At 41.1% G+C, this 15,728-nt stretch carries 14 protein-coding genes; all 14 read left to right on the forward strand.

Annotated features, from left to right (window positions below):
- Nucleotides 1-51: 51 nt before the first annotated feature.
- Nucleotides 52-1,332, forward strand: coding sequence for a pitrilysin family protein (locus NSS80_RS08485; protein ID WP_120206995.1), 1,281 nt, complete (start codon nt 52-54; stop codon nt 1,330-1,332).
- Complete coding sequence (locus tag NSS80_RS08490; RefSeq protein WP_025092606.1) at nt 1,329-2,621, forward strand: pitrilysin family protein; 1,293 nt, start codon at nt 1,329-1,331, stop codon at nt 2,619-2,621. Before NSS80_RS08485 ends, NSS80_RS08490 begins: the two co-directional genes overlap by 4 nt.
- Before the next feature lie 151 nt (nt 2,622-2,772).
- A complete protein-coding gene (locus tag NSS80_RS08495) occupies nt 2,773-3,249 on the forward strand; it encodes a MarR family transcriptional regulator (protein WP_034281891.1) in 477 nt (158 codons plus the stop codon).
- Nucleotides 3,227-6,346 (forward strand): MMPL family transporter, encoded by a 3,120-nt coding sequence (locus NSS80_RS08500; RefSeq protein WP_317222036.1) that lies wholly within the window; start codon nt 3,227-3,229, stop codon nt 6,344-6,346. Before NSS80_RS08495 ends, NSS80_RS08500 begins: the two co-directional genes overlap by 23 nt.
- A gap of 28 nt (nt 6,347-6,374) precedes the next feature.
- Nucleotides 6,375-7,106, forward strand: coding sequence for an SDR family oxidoreductase (locus tag NSS80_RS08505; RefSeq protein ID WP_051627347.1), 732 nt, complete (start codon nt 6,375-6,377; stop codon nt 7,104-7,106).
- A 73-nt stretch (nt 7,107-7,179) separates the two neighbouring features.
- Nucleotides 7,180-7,437, forward strand: coding sequence for a DUF3243 domain-containing protein (locus tag NSS80_RS08510; RefSeq protein WP_024424114.1), 258 nt, complete (start codon nt 7,180-7,182; stop codon nt 7,435-7,437).
- A 131-nt stretch (nt 7,438-7,568) separates the two neighbouring features.
- The gene (locus NSS80_RS08515) at nt 7,569-8,360 is read left to right on the forward strand and encodes a DUF3388 domain-containing protein (protein ID WP_003211480.1); all 792 of its coding nucleotides are present in this window, start codon (nt 7,569-7,571) and stop codon (nt 8,358-8,360) included.
- Between the two features lie 23 nt (nt 8,361-8,383).
- Entirely contained in the window at nt 8,384-9,283 is a 900-nt protein-coding gene (locus NSS80_RS08520) for a helix-turn-helix domain-containing protein (RefSeq protein WP_061109885.1), read from the forward strand.
- A gap of 73 nt (nt 9,284-9,356) precedes the next feature.
- Complete coding sequence (gene pgsA, locus NSS80_RS08525) at nt 9,357-9,938, forward strand: CDP-diacylglycerol--glycerol-3-phosphate 3-phosphatidyltransferase (protein ID WP_041117440.1); 582 nt, start codon at nt 9,357-9,359, stop codon at nt 9,936-9,938.
- 16 nt (nt 9,939-9,954) lie between these two features.
- The gene (locus NSS80_RS08530) at nt 9,955-11,205 is read left to right on the forward strand and encodes a competence/damage-inducible protein A (protein ID WP_041117442.1); all 1,251 of its coding nucleotides are present in this window, start codon (nt 9,955-9,957) and stop codon (nt 11,203-11,205) included.
- Between the two features lie 177 nt (nt 11,206-11,382).
- Complete coding sequence (gene recA, locus NSS80_RS08535; RefSeq protein ID WP_034281901.1) at nt 11,383-12,426, forward strand: recombinase RecA; 1,044 nt, start codon at nt 11,383-11,385, stop codon at nt 12,424-12,426.
- Between the two features lie 308 nt (nt 12,427-12,734).
- On the forward strand, nt 12,735-14,297 hold the full coding sequence (rny, locus tag NSS80_RS08540; protein WP_003211958.1) for a ribonuclease Y: 1,563 nt from the start codon (nt 12,735-12,737) through the stop codon (nt 14,295-14,297).
- A 90-nt stretch (nt 14,298-14,387) separates the two neighbouring features.
- Nucleotides 14,388-15,182: a TIGR00282 family metallophosphoesterase gene (locus NSS80_RS08545; protein ID WP_024424109.1), complete on the forward strand. Its 795-nt coding sequence runs from the start codon at nt 14,388-14,390 to the stop codon at nt 15,180-15,182.
- Between the two features lie 202 nt (nt 15,183-15,384).
- The gene (gene spoVS, locus NSS80_RS08550) at nt 15,385-15,645 is read left to right on the forward strand and encodes a stage V sporulation protein SpoVS (RefSeq protein WP_003211281.1); all 261 of its coding nucleotides are present in this window, start codon (nt 15,385-15,387) and stop codon (nt 15,643-15,645) included.
- The last annotated feature ends 83 nt before the right edge of the window (nt 15,646-15,728 follow it).

A 15,728-nucleotide genomic window follows, 5' to 3' on the forward strand; every position in this document is an offset into this window, starting at 1 on the left:
ATCAGCCATGTTCTAATACATAATAAATAGGATGAACAAAGGAGGTTTCTCATGACGTACTTACAAGAGAAGACACTGGACACACCCGGTCTTCATACTCATATTGTCAAAACAGAAAAATTTAAAACCGTGACAATCCTTTTTAAAATGCTTGCACCGCTATCCAAAGATGACGTCACCATGCGTTCTCTTTTCCCGCATGTGCTGTTAAGAGGAACAGAAAAGATGCCCAAAACAGGAGCACTGCGTGCCTATTTTGATGAGCTCTATGGAGCAACCGTTTCGGCAGACATGGCAAAAAAAGGTGAGAATCACATCATTACCTTCCGCCTAGAAATGGCGAATGAAAAATATTTAAAGGATCAAACTCCTTTACTAGAAAAAGGGATTTCCTTACTATCCGACCTATTATTCCACCCGTATGTTGAAGATGGGGTGTTTAGTCAATTATATGTGGATCAAGAAAAACGCACTTTAAAACAGCGAATTCAGGCAGTTTATGATGACAAAATGCGTTATTCGAACTTAAGACTCGTGCAGGAAATGTGTAAAGGAGAACCATATGCACTGCACGTCAATGGTGAAATGGAAGACATTGACGCCATCACAGCTCACTCGCTCTTTGAAGCTTATGAGCATGCGCTTCAATCAAACCAGCTTGATCTTTATGTTGTCGGAGATGTTGACGAAGAAGACATCAGCCGAATGGTCTCCCAGTACTTTAAAACAAGTGAAAGAGAACCAGTCAAAAAGCAGACTGAATCAGCAAGAGCTCAAAATGGACCAAAAGAAGTCATTGATGAAGAGGACGTAAAACAAGGCAAGCTGAATATCGGCTTTCGTACACATACAACGATTGCAGATAAAGATTATCCGGCGCTGCATTTGTTTAATGGTATATTCGGCGGTTTCTCGCATTCTAAGCTATTCATTAATGTTCGTGAAAAGGCAAGTCTTGCGTACTATGCTGTGTCTAGACTTGAGAGCTTTAAAGGCTTGATGATGGTCATGTCAGGAATTGAAGTCGGCAACTACCAGCAGGCAGTAGACATCATCAAAGAACAATTTGAAGCGATGCAAAAAGGTGATTTTTCAGATGAAGCAATTGATCAAACAAAAGCAGTCGTCAAAAACCAGCTGCTTGAAACGATCGATACGTCTTATGGAACAGCAGAATATTTGTATCAGCATGCCGTTGTGCCAACTGGGGAAACCCTTGATTCCTTTTTAGAAGCATTAGACCGAGTGACAAAAGAGGACATCATCAAAGTGGGTCAGAAAATCGAATGGGATACGACCTATTTTCTTAAAGGAACGGAGGGTGCTTCATGACAGTGAAAACAATTCAATTCGATCAGCTGCAAGAAACGGTCTATCACGAAAAAATGGAAAGCGGACTTGACGTCTATGTGCTGCCAAAGCAAGGGTTTAACAAAACCTATGCGACCTTTACAACAAAATATGGCTCTGTCGATAACGAATTTGTGCCGCTTGGAAAAGAAGACATGATTCGAGTGCCTGACGGAATTGCCCATTTCTTAGAGCATAAGCTGTTTGAAAAAGAAGATGGAGACGTGTTTCATACTTTTAGTAAACAAGGAGCATCCGCAAACGCTTTTACAACGTTTACAAGAACGGCTTATTTATTCTCAAGCACCTCAAATGTCGAACAGAACCTTGAGACACTCATTGATTTTGTTCAAGAGCCTTATTTTACTGAAAAAACAGTCGAAAAAGAAAAGGGCATCATTGGTCAAGAGATTAACATGTATGATGACAATCCGGACTGGCGTTTATTCTTTGGTCTGATTGAAAATTTATATCAAGAGCATCCTGTGAGAATAGATATTGCTGGAACAGTAGAGAGCATTGCCCCTATTACAAAAGATCATTTATATGAATGCTATGAAACGTTCTATCACCCGAGCAATATGCTTCTATTCGTTGTCGGGCCTGTTGATCCGAAGCAAATTTTAGATCAAGTCAGAGCGAATCAGGCGAAAAAGCCATTTACAGACCAGCCGGAGATCAAACGAAAAGACATCAATGAGCCTGAAGGTGTATACCGGAAAGAATACGAACTTCCAATGAACGTACAAGGCTCTAAATGTATGTTCGGTTTGAAAACAAAGAATCCGCATAAAAAAGGAAATCAGCTGCTAAAGCATGAGCTTGGGATGAATCTCATTTTAGAGACGCTGTTTGGCAAAAGCTCCTTACAATATGAACAGATGTATGAAAAGGGCTTAATTGATGAAACATTCAGCTACGATTATACCGAAGAAGGCGGTTTTGGCTTCACTTCAGTTGGCGGGGATACAAATGATCCTGATCAACTCGCAAAGGTATTAAAAGAAACCCTTCTTCAAGCAAAAAGCCTCATGACAGAAGAGAAAATTGAGCTTGCACGCAAGAAAAAAATCGGCAGCTTTTTAAAAGCCATGAATTCTCCAGAATATATCGCGAACCAATTTACTCGATATGCATTCTTAGACATGAGCTTATTTGATGTCGTCACAATGCTGGAACAAATTCAATTAGCTGATATTCAGCAAATTTTAGATGAAGAAATTGATGAAGAACGGATGTCTGTTTTCAAAGTCGTCCCAAAAACAAAATAAATTTAAAAAGACAAACTCATATCGGCAGAGTTTGTCTTTTTTATGTTCATTGAAAAAGCCGCTTTATTTACGAGGATATTCATTGACATTTGTTTTGGATATTAGTTAAACTCTTTAATAGTTAAACACTTAAACTAAAAAGGAGCAGCGTATGGAACAAAATAAAATTGCCCAGCTCATCCAGAGGTATGCAGATGTCTATCTCTGGATGGAGAAAAAAGTCTCGAGTATGATCACCGAAAAGCTTGATAAAGAGCTGACGCTTGATCAATATTACTCGCTTCGATACATCAATTTACATCCAGGGTGTACATCTACGGACCTTGCTTATGTATGTAATGTAAACAAAAGTGCTGTAACATCCATGACCAACCGTCTTTTTACGAAAAACTATATTTTTCGTGAACATGATCAAGCTGACAGAAGGAATGTTCATCTGTACGTCACGCCAGAGGGCAAAGAAGTGGTCAGCCGAATGGAAAAGCAGCTTCAAGACTTAGTTCGGTCTTATTTTGAAAAGCTTGAAGAAAAAGAAATGGAATCATTTATTCAAACATATGAAAAGATCTATCAAGTGATCATCGAAGAGGAGGCACAAAGTACTAATGAGAGCAATCATAAAGGGTAGATGGCTGATCACGATCCTGTGGGTCGTATTAGCGGCAGTGTTACTCATCACCGCTCCTAATATGGCGCAATTAACAAAAGAAAAGGGGCAAATTTCTGTACCAGACGGCTATCCGTCCTCATATGCCAATCAGTTATTAAAGAAAATGTCTGAAAACGGCGATACAGAAAAATCAATCGTCATTGTCTTTCAAGAAAAGAACATTGTGAAAGAAAGAGAAACATCTTTAAAAAAGGCAATGGATATTTTAGAAAAGGATCAAGATCTCCACATAGAGGACATTACTTCTTACTTTGAAGCCAATAAAGATATCAAAAAACAAATGCTCTCTAAAGATCAAACGACACTCCTTGTTCCAGTTACATACGACTCAAACAAAATCAAAGCGTCCGATTTTAAAGATAGAGTCAATGAAAAGCTGAAAAGCTTAAATCTGAAATTTGAAATGACAGGGCAGCCGTTAATTGATGATGATGTTATTACAAGTTCGCAGGAAGGCCTGAAGAAAACAGAATTCATTACGATTGGGTTTATTCTCGTTGTCCTTATTCTTGTCTTTAGGTCAGCTGTGGCGCCTTTCGTTCCGTTAGTCGCAGTGGCACTGTCTTACTTGGTGAGTCAATCAATCGTAGCTTATTTAGTGAAATATGTAGACTTTCCGCTCTCGACCTTTACTCAGATCTTTATGGTCGCGATCATGTTTGGAATTGGAACGGACTACTGCATACTGCTTCTCAGCCGTTTTAAGGAAGAGATCGCACACGGTAAAGATAAAATTGAGGCGATTCTGATTACGTATAAAACAGCAGGAAAGACCGTCTTATTCAGCGGAATTGCGGTTCTGATCGGTTTTACATGTATTGGCTTGGCACAATTCCAGCTTTATAAATCAGCTGTTGCAGTAGCAGTTGGGGTTGCTGTGCTCATTGTGGCTCTTCTCACGATTGTGCCGTTCTTTATGGCAGTTTTAGGAAAGGTGTTATTTTGGCCGATTAAAGGCGATATTGCCCACCCGCAGTCAAAAATGTGGGAAACAGCAGGCCGTTTTTCATTTAAGAAACCGCTTTTCAGTTTATTAATTGTAGGAATCATTACGCTTCCGCCAATTCTCATGTATAAAGGAACTCTTTCTTATAACAGCTTAGATGAAATTGGTAATAAATACGAATCGGTTAACGCATTCAATACCATTTCTGATAAGTTTGGACCGGGTGAAGCACTTCCGGCAACAGTGGTTGTGAAATCATCTGACCTTTTAGACAACAATGAAGGGCTGATTGCCATCGAAAAACTCAGCCGTGCAATTGAACAAACAGATGGCGTCAGCAAAGTCAGAAGTGCCACCCGTCCTGTCGGTAAAGGGCTGAGTGATCTGTACGTAAAATCACAAGCCAAAGAACTGAACACAGGACTTGATAAAAGCAATGAAGGCTTGAAAAACATCCAAGATGCACTGACGACAATGAGTCAATCCATTGAGGATCAAACGCCGCAAATCAAATCATCAGGAAAAGGCATTAACAAATTGATTTCTGGTACAGAATCTGTGCAAACAGGGATTCAAAATGTTGAAAAATCCTTAAGAAAATTGCAAAACGGCATCGACCAAAATAAAAAAGGTGTAGCAGCCATTAAAGATGAAATCAAAGGTGCAAAAAAGGAATTAATGGCTCAAGTCGCACAAGTGAATCAGCAAGTTTCACTGTATAAAAGCATTTCCAAAGAATTAAAGGCAGCATTAGCGCAAGTGGATACGTCATCCTCTGCCGCAGCAGATGTAAAAGCGTTAATCAAACAAGCAAATACACAATTTAGTACCCTTGAAAAGCAAATCCCGCAGGTAAAAGAAAATCAATCGTATCAAGCGATTAAAGCTTCGTACAATGAACTTTCTGCGACTTTGCAAGAAGGGGCGAAACAGGCAGACAGCTATGCCAAACAAGCGAAAGAAGCTAGAAAGCAGCTTGAAGCAGCTGATGCCTTTATCGCAAAAGCTTCTGAGCAGCAAAAAGTCTTGACAAATCAAATCGATGAACTCATTGCTGGCTTAGATGCAGTTGAAAATGGACTGGATCAAACGTCTAAAGGTCAAGGACAATTAGCTGATAATATGCCAAAGCTTGCAAATGGAGCGGGCGACATCATGAATGGCCAAAAGCAAATGAAAGAAAAGATTGGCGGCTTTGGGGATAACCTGACCAAGCTGACAGACGGTCTGAACAAAAGTGTGAAAGGATTGGAGAAAATTTCAAGCGGCTTAATGGGTGCAGGTGACTACTTAGACGAACTGAAAAATGCACCAGATCAAGATATGACCGGCTGGTTTATTCCAAAAGACGTCTTAAAAAATAAAGCATTCAAGCAAGTATTTGATTCATACATGTCAGATGACCGCAAGATGACAAAAATTGATGTCATTTTAGAGAAAAATCCATATGGAAATGACGCCTTGTCGATAATTAAACAAGTGGAAGCTTCTGTCGAGCGGGCACTTCCTGAAACAAACCTAAAAGATGCGTCATTTGGCGTCTCAGGTGTATCAAGTATGAACGCTGATCTAAAACAGCTGTCAGACCAAGATTTCAATAAGACAGTTCTTTACATGATGATTGGTATTTTCCTTATTTTGGTGATTTTGTTCCGTTCGCTTGTCATGCCGCTTTACTTGGTAGGTTCACTCATATTGACTTACTTTACAGCAATCGGTGTAACAGAATTTATTTTCACCCATTTCTTCGGATATCCTGGCATTAACTGGGCAGTACCATTCTTTGGATTTGTCATATTAATGGCGCTCGGAGTCGATTATTCGATTTTCTTAATGGAGCGGTTCAATGAATATAAAACAAAAGACATCCAGTTTGCCATGACTGAATCAATGAAAAATATGGGATCTGTCATTATGTCTGCTGCTGTTATTTTGGCAGGTACATTTGCCGCAATGCTTCCATCCGGTGTGCTGTCTCTCCTGCAGATTGCAACACTTGTCCTCACAGGACTTTTACTGTACGCACTCGTTGTGCTACCATTATTCGTACCTGTGATGGTGAAATTGTTCGGATCAGCCAACTGGTTCCCATTTAAACGAAAAGAATAGGTATTCTATATAGAAAGAAGGAATCAATGTGACGAGTCGTTGGGCGCTGATAACAGGTGCCAGTGGCGGGATTGGGCAGGCAGTTGCCAAAAAGCTTGCCCAAGAAGGCTGCCATGTGATGCTCCATTATTATAAAAATGAACAGGCAGCTGTGCGCCTCGCCGCTCATTTGGATGAGGTATATTCCATTCAAACGCATGTCGTTCAAGCAGATTTATCTAAAACGGGAGGAGCAGATGAGCTTGTCAGCCGTCTGCCGCTCTGTCCAGATATTCTTGTTTTAAATAGCGGCAGGAGCCATGTCGGATTGGTGACAGACACAGAAAAAGACGTATTAGCCAGTATGGTGCAGCTTCATGTCACAAGTCCATATGAGCTTACCCAATCCCTTTTACCTGCCATGATTCAAAAGAAAGCAGGCCATATCATTGCGGTCAGCTCGATATGGGGAGAAACGGGAGCATCGTGTGAAGTGCTGTACAGCATGGTCAAAGGTGCGCAAAATGCATTTATAAAAGGATTAGCAAAAGAGCTTGCTCCAAGTGGAATTAGAGCAAATGCTGTCTCGCCAGGTGCTGTCAAAACAGACATGATGAATCGTTTTACGCAGGAAGACATCGCGATGCTGGAAGAAGAAATTCCGCTTGGCCGGCTTGCATCGCCTGAGGAGGTTGCAGATGTCATTTGGTTTCTCGCCTCAAAACAGTCAAGTTATATCACCGGTCAAATTTTATCTGTCAATGGCGGCTGGTACTGTTAAAAAACGTGTATAATTCGTCTCTCCATGACAAAAGCTATGGCTGTAATTCATCTTTTCGAATGGAGGAATCGACATGTCTGTACTTGAGAACTGGGACCATTGGAAAAACTTTTTAGGTGATCGCTTAAATCATGCGCAGGATAAAGGTTTAGAGGATGAGACCATCAATAACCTTGCGTATGAAATTGGCGGATATCTAGCTAACGAAGTTGAGGCAAAGAACGAGCAGGAAAGAGTACTTGCTGACCTTTGGAGCGTTGCATCAGAAGATGAGCAGCGTGCCATTGCAAATATGATGGTCAAGCTGGTTGAAAATAATAGCTCGCACTAAACAAAAAGAGAGGTCGTTTGTGCCTCTCTTTTTATTTTAACCGTTTCACAACATTGTGCTTTCTAAAAATGTGAAAATGCTTTATGATAAAGGAAGGTAAAAATTTGCCACAATGAAGGGGGTAATATCATTTGGCAAAGCTCGAATGGTATTTTGAATATGAGATACAGGTAAACCGTCCCGGACTTTTAGGAGACATTTCTTCTCTAATGGGGATGCTTTCAATTAATATTGTGACAATCAATGGTGTTGATGTATCAAGACGCGGAATGCTTTTACGCTGTGACCACACAGATCAAATTAAGCGGCTTGAATCAATTTTAAATACAATGGAAACGATAAAAGTAACGAAATTAAGACAGCCAAAGCTTCGTGACCGCTTAGCTGTTCGTCATGGAAGATACATACAGCGTGATGCGGATGACAAAAAGACGTTCCGTTTTGAAAGAGACGAGCTCGGTCTTCTTGTTGATTTTATGGCTGAACTCTTTAAAAAAGAAGGACATAAATTGATTGGGATTCGCGGAATGCCGCGTGTCGGAAAAACAGAATCAATTGTGGCTTCAAGTGTTTGTGCAAGCAAGAGATGGCTGTTTGTATCATCAACTCTTTTGAAACAGACGATCCGAAGTCAGCTGATCGCAGATGAATACAGCCCAGATAACGTCTTTATTATTGATGGGATTGTGTCGACAAGAAGAGGTTCTGAGAAGCATTTGCAGCTTTTAAGGGAAATTATGAGACTGCCGGCAACGAAGGTGGTCGAGCATCCAGACATCTTTATTCAAAATTCAGAATATACAATGGATGATTTCGACTATATCATTGAATTGCGGAATAGCGCAGACGAAGAGATTACATATGAACACGCTGAAGAACCACAAGTGTTTGATCATTCTGGTTTTTCCGGCTTCGATTTTTAATATGGTAATGGTAGGTGTTTGTTTTGACTGAATTGGGAAAACGGCTCGTTGAGGCCAGAGAGGAAAAAGGGATGTCGCTGGAGGATCTGATGGCGGCTACCAAGATCCAAAAGCGCTATTTGCTAGCAATCGAACAAGGAAACTATGATATTATTCCAGGTAAATTTTACGTCAGAGCGTTTATTAAACAATATGCCGAAGCCGTTGGACTGAATCCTGAACAATTGTTCGAAGAATTTCGTAAAGATGTTCCAAGCACGTATAACGATGAAGTATCTGATAAATTATCGAATATTAAGCCGCAAAGAGAGCTGCCAAAGCCTGCCTCGAAAGTGCTTGAACTATTGCCGACAATTTTAATTATTGGAGGCATCATTGTGGTCATCGCCATCATCTATGTGATCGTGCAGGCGGTCAATCATGATAGCGGACAGAAGAATAATCAGGCGGCCCCTCAGCAATCAGAATCTAAATATGAAGTATCTGAGGATTCATCTCTTGCAAAAGATCAAAAGAAAAAAGAAAAAGCTTCGTCAGATGATAAAGAAAAATCTTCTAAAAAAGACGATTCATCAAAAGACGATGAAACTGTTTCTTTAAAGGCGACGAATACAGAAGGCTCGACAACAACGTATGAAGTATCAGGTGCAGACGAAATGGAGTTAACCATTTCTGCCTCGCAAGCTTCATGGCTGCGCGTAAGAGACGAATCTGGAAAAGTGCTGAAGATGGGTGAACTAAAAGATGGCGAATCGTTTAAAACAGACCTGTCTGAGCTTTCTCAGGTCGATATCCGCCTAGGCAATGCGTCTGGAATAGATATCAAGGTAAATGACGAGACACTTAAGTACGAATTAGACCCTAAGAACACCATGACACAAAACATTGTGATTGTGAATAAAGGAAAGGAAAAGTCATCTTAAGCAAGTAGATGACTTTTCTTTTGTTCCTACTATTATATACATAAAAAATTGCATTATTGGAGGATTGGATTTCATGTTTAACTTACCGAATAAAATAACCCTTTCTAGGATCGCCTTGATCCCTGTTTTTATGATTATTATGCTTGCACCGCTAGATTGGGGTGTTGCGCGCTTTGGCGACGTCAGCATCGAAGTGACGCACCTTGTTGGAGCGATCCTGTTTATTGTCGCTTCAACAACTGACTGGATTGATGGATACTACGCACGTAAGCTTAATTTAGTGACGAACTTTGGTAAATTTTTAGATCCGCTTGCAGATAAATTGCTTGTTTCAGCTGCTTTAATTATACTTGTTCAATACAACCTCACACCGGCATGGATGGCGATTGTGATCATCAGCCGTGAATTTGCTGTAACAGGTCTAAGGCTTGTATTAGCCGGAGGCGGTGAAGTAGTGGCAGCGAATATGCTTGGAAAGGTGAAGACATGGGCGCAGATCATTGCGATTTCAGCACTTTTACTGCATAACCTGCCGTTTGAACTAGTGTCATTCCCGTTTGGTGATCTAGCGATGTGGGTAGCGGTGTTCTTCACTGTTGTCTCAGGTTGGGATTACTTTGTAAAAAACTGGGAAGCTTTAAAGAATTCTAACTAAAAAGGACGTGTACGCTTTGAAGTCAGAGAGAAAAGCAGAAATTATTGCAGTCGGTTCCGAACTATTGCTAGGGCAAATTACGAATACGAATGCACAATTCATCAGCAAACAACTAGCTGAAATTGGTGTGAATGTTTATTACCACACAGCAGTTGGTGACAATCCAGAGCGTTTAAAACAGGCCATTCAGGTGGCGCAGGAAAGATCTAATTTTATTATCTTCTCAGGTGGTCTTGGACCAACCAAAGATGACTTAACAAAAGAAACCATTGCGAGCTCGCTTGGGAAAGAGCTTGTACTAAATGAAGAAGCATTTGAATCGATTCAAGACTACTTTCTAAAGACCGGACGCGTTATGTCACCGAACAACCGTAAGCAGGCACTCGTTCTAGAAGGGTCTGATGTGCTCGTGAACCGTTTCGGGATGGCCCCGGGTATGTTTGTTCAAGAAGACGATACGTTTTATATGCTTCTTCCTGGACCGCCAAGTGAATTGCACCCGATGTTTGAAAACGAGGCAAAGCCGCTGATTTCTGAGAAGCTTGGCTTAAAGGAAAAGATCGTGTCTGTTGTTCTGCGCTTCTTCGGAATCGGTGAATCGCAGCTTGAAACAGACCTAGAAGATTTAATTGACGCTCAAACGAATCCGACAATTGCACCACTCGCATCTGACGGTGAAGTGACGCTAAGGCTGACTGCTAAGCATGAGGATGAAAAAGAAACAGAGCGTCTGTTAAAAGAAACAGAAGCGCAAATTTTGGCGCGGGTAGGTGAGTACTTCTACGGATATGGGGATACATCACTTGTCCGCGAAGCATCCAAAGCCTTGCACGAGCACGGAAAAACAGTAGCAGCAGCAGAAAGCCTGACTGGCGGAATGTTCTCCGAATGGCTGACAGATCTCGAAGGAGCATCATCCATTTTGAACGGAAGTGTGGTTTGTTATACAAACCAAGTCAAGCAGCAGGTACTTGGCTGCCGGGAGGAAACATTGTCTTCTCATGGTGCTGTCAGCAAAGAGTGTGCTTTAGAGCTTGCTGAAGGAGTTAGAAAGCTGACCGGAAGTGATATTGGCATTAGCTTTACGGGTGTAGCAGGACCTGATACCCAAGAGGGTCAGCCTGTTGGAAAAGTGTTCATTGGACTATCTACGAAAGACCAGACGGACGTGTTTGAATGGATGTTTACAGGCAGCCGGTCGGGCATTCGAAAGCGTGCTGTGAAATATGGTCTGCATCACTTACTCAACTTATTAAAAGAGAGTTAATTTTGTTTTTTGTTAGGTTTACTCCTTTATAAAAGTGCGTTTTTTCTAATAGAAAATACTCTTTTCTTAAAAAATCTGCCAAGAAAAAATCGAATATGTGTTCGTTTTTTTCTTGGCAAATGACGTAAAACAAGGTATAGTATAGATAGTGGAATTGATAAAGGAGGAAACAATAGAATGAGTGATCGTCAAGCAGCCTTAGATATGGCTCTTAAACAAATAGAAAAACAGTTTGGTAAAGGCTCTATTATGAAACTAGGAGAGCAAACAGATACACGTATTTCAACAGTACCTAGTGGTTCGTTAGCACTTGATACTGCGCTTGGAATAGGCGGATATCCCCGCGGCCGTATTATCGAAGTATATGGTCCAGAGAGTTCTGGTAAAACGACAGTAGCCCTTCATGCCATTGCTGAAGTTCAGCAGCAGGGAGGACAAGCTGCATTTATTGATGCAGAGCATGCACTCGATCCAGTTTACGCTCAAAAACTAGGTGTCAACATTGATGAACTGTTACTTTCTCAGCCGGATACAGGAGAGCAAGCACTTGAAATTGCAGAAGCTCTTGTCCGAAGCGGGGCAGTTGATATTGTTGTTATTGACTCTGTAGCTGCTCTTGTACCAAAAGCAGAGATTGAAGGAGACATGGGTGATTCACACGTTGGTCTTCAAGCACGTTTGATGTCCCAAGCGCTCCGTAAACTATCAGGTGCCATCAACAAATCAAAAACAATTGCCATCTTTATCAACCAAATTCGTGAAAAAGTTGGTGTCATGTTTGGTAACCCTGAAACAACGCCTGGTGGACGTGCGCTGAAGTTCTATTCGTCTGTTCGTTTAGAAGTGCGCCGTGCTGAACAGCTGAAACAAGGCAATGACATTATGGGGAATAAAACGAGAATTAAAGTGGTCAAAAACAAAGTAGCACCTCCATTCCGTATTGCCGAAGTAGACATTATGTACGGTGAAGGGATCTCAAAAGAGGGAGAAATCATCGACCTTGGAAGCGAGCTGGATATCGTACAAAAGAGCGGTGCTTGGTATTCTTACCAAGAGGAACGTCTTGGACAAGGCCGTGAAAATGCGAAACAGTTCCTAAAAGAAAATAAAGATATCATGCTGATGATCCAGGAGCAAATTCGCGAACACTACGGTTTGGATACAAACGGAGTGAAAGCAGCTGAAGAAGAAGGACAAGAAGAATTGGAGTTTAATGACTAAAAAGACTAAAAGACGCTGAAAAGCGTCTTTTTTTTACATTTACATGACAGCTGGCAGGTCAAAAGTTCTGTCTTTGCTTGAAATAACGACTTACGCCTCAGTCTGACTAGCTTGACAAGTATTTCCGACACAATTACAATGGGAATGTATCACTTGTTTTTCTTAACATGATTGATAACTAATTTAAACTTGACAAGGGCAGTGAGGATCTCATTCCCTGTGAAGGCCCTGTATGTTGAGACACAAAACAATGTACATGCCGACACTTTATTTGTAAAACCAAGTTCATAGCAAGAGGAGGTGAAAATATGTCGCCTACGATGTTTACGATCATCTCCATTTTGCTGAGCCTAATCTGTTTAGTTGTTGGCTACTTTGTTCGTAAAACCATTGCAGAAGCAAAAATATCCGGCGCAAGAAACATGGCCGAACAAATTGTTGAGGATGCAAAGCGTGATGCGGAAGCATTGAAGAAAGAAGCGCTCTTGGAAGCGAAAGATGAAATTCATTCGTTTCGTGTAGAGGCGGAGCAAGAAGTTCGTGAAAGACGAAATGAGCTTCAAAGACAAGAAAACCGTTTACTTCAAAAAGAGGAAAATCTTGATCGCAAAGACGAATCTTTAGATAAACGGGAGTCCCTGTTGGAGAAGAGAGATCATTCTCTGAATGAACGACAACAACATATTGAAGAGATGGAAAGCAAAGTGGATGATATGATTCGTTTGCAGAAAGCCGAGTTGGAACGTATTTCAAGTCTAACTCGAGATGAAGCGAAACAAATCATTCTGGATCAAGTTGAAAATGAGCTTTCCCACGACATTGCAGTCATGACGAAAGAATCTGAAAACCGAGCGAAAGAAGAGGCTGACAAAAAGGCGAAAAACATTCTTTCACTTGCGTTACAGCGTTGTGCAGCTGATCATGTGGCTGAAACAACGGTATCTGTAGTCAATCTTCCAAATGATGAGATGAAAGGTCGTATTATCGGACGTGAAGGACGAAATATCCGTACGTTAGAAACGTTAACAGGTATTGACCTGATCATAGATGATACACCTGAAGCTGTCATACTATCGGGCTTTGATCCGATTAGACGTGAAACAGCGAGGATAGCTCTGGACAAGCTAGTCCAGGATGGCCGCATTCATCCTGCACGAATTGAAGAAATGGTGGAAAAATCACGCCGTGAAGTCGATGATTATATCCGTGAGATGGGTGAGCAAACGACATTCGAAGTCGGAGTTCACGGTCTGCATCCGGATCTGATCAAAATTCTCGGCCGCTTAAAATTCCGTACAAGTTATGGACAAAATGTCCTGAAGCATTCAATTGAGGTTGCACATCTTGCAGGTCTCATGGCTTCAGAGCTTGGAGAAGATGCAAAGCTTGCAAAACGAGCAGGTCTTCTGCATGACATTGGAAAAGCCATTGATCATGAAGTAGAAGGAAGCCACGTAGAAATTGGCGTTGAGCTTGCGACGAAATATAAAGAGCATCCTGTTGTTATCAACAGTATTGCCTCTCACCACGGTGACCAAGAACCGACATCTATTATCGCTGTTCTTGTTGCGGCAGCTGATGCATTATCTGCAGCACGCCCTGGTGCAAGAAGTGAGACACTTGAAAATTACATTCGGAGACTTGAGAAATTAGAAGATATCTCTGAATCTTATGAAGGTGTTGAAAAATCGTTTGCGATACAGGCTGGACGTGAAGTACGTATTATGGTGAAGCCAGATTCAATTAATGATCTTGAAGCTCACCGTCTAGCAAGGGATATTCGTAAGCGAATTGAGGACGAGCTCGATTACCCTGGTCACATTAAAGTGACAGTCATTCGAGAAACTCGCGCAGTAGAGTATGCAAAATAGAGCGGTGCGCTTAGCGCCGCTTTATTTTTTTGTGTAAATATGCAACACTGATAAGAAGATCAATTTAAAAGAGAAAGGGTTCAAAAGCGCATGAAAATATTATTTGTTGGAGATATCGTCGGTTCACCTGGCAGAGACACACTGAAAGAATACTTGCCAAAGCTGAAGAAAAAATATCAGCCGCACTTTACTATTGTCAACGGAGAAAATGCTGCTCACGGGAAAGGTCTAACTGAAAAAATCTATCATGAGCTGCTGCAAGCAGGAGCTGATGTGCTCACAATGGGTAACCATACATGGGATAAAAGAGACATTTTCGATTTCATCGATGATGCAGCAAATATGGTCCGACCTGCTAACTTCCCAGAAGGCACACCTGGAAAAGGTCTCACGTTTATTAAAAAACAAGGAAAAGAACTGGCTGTCATCAACCTGCAAGGACGTACGTTTTTACCGCCAATTGACTGCCCATTTCAAAAAGTAGATGAATTAATTGCGGAAGCATCCAAACGGACACCGTTTATTTTTATTGATTTTCATGGTGAAGCCACAAGTGAAAAGCAAGCGATGGGCTGGTATACAGACGGCCGTGCATCATGTGTCGTTGGAACGCATACACATGTTCAAACAGCAGATAACCGCGTATTGCCTAAAGGAACTGCGTATATTTCAGATGTCGGGATGACAGGACCTTATGATGGCATTTTAGGTGTTGACCGAGAAACGATCATTAAACGATTCAAAACAAGTCTCCCAGTTCGTTTTGAAATTGCAGAAGGCCGCACGACGTTAAGTGCAGTGATCGTAGAAATTGACGAACAGTCGAAAAAAGCTGTCAAAATTGATCGAATTTTGATAAATGATGACCATATTTTCTTTGAATAAATGTTCACATATTTATTTCAGAAAAATATTAATCAGAAAGAAGGAATATGCGCCCTCTATCGTGAATATAGTAAAAATGGTAGGTAGCCTGCTATTTTTGAAAAACATTTTGGGGATGGATTTTCAAAAAAATAGCATCATCTAACAAAGATTGTTCTAATGAACACTCACTTATCCATTGTAAATTTAAGGGGGAGCAGAAATGGAAATTTTAAAAGTTTCAGCAAAGTCAAATCCGAATTCAGTAGCAGGAGCATTAGCCGGCGTTTTACGTGAACGCGGTGCAGCGGAAATACAAGCAATCGGCGCTGGAGCACTGAATCAGGCGGTTAAGGCTGTCGCCATTGCAAGGGGATTTGTCGCGCCAAGCGGAGTGGATTTGATATGCATTCCAGCCTTTACTGACATTCTGATCGATGGAGAAGAAAGAACAGCCATCAAATTGATTGTTGAGCCACGATAATTCTAATTTTATTATTTTCAACCTGCTTACATCATGTAAGCAGGTTGTTTTTGTTTACCGCTATACATTTCTTATATAACATA

Source organism: Bacillus sp. FSL M8-0350 (genome assembly GCF_038593345.1).
GTDB lineage: Bacteria > Bacillota > Bacilli > Bacillales > Bacillaceae > Bacillus > Bacillus safensis.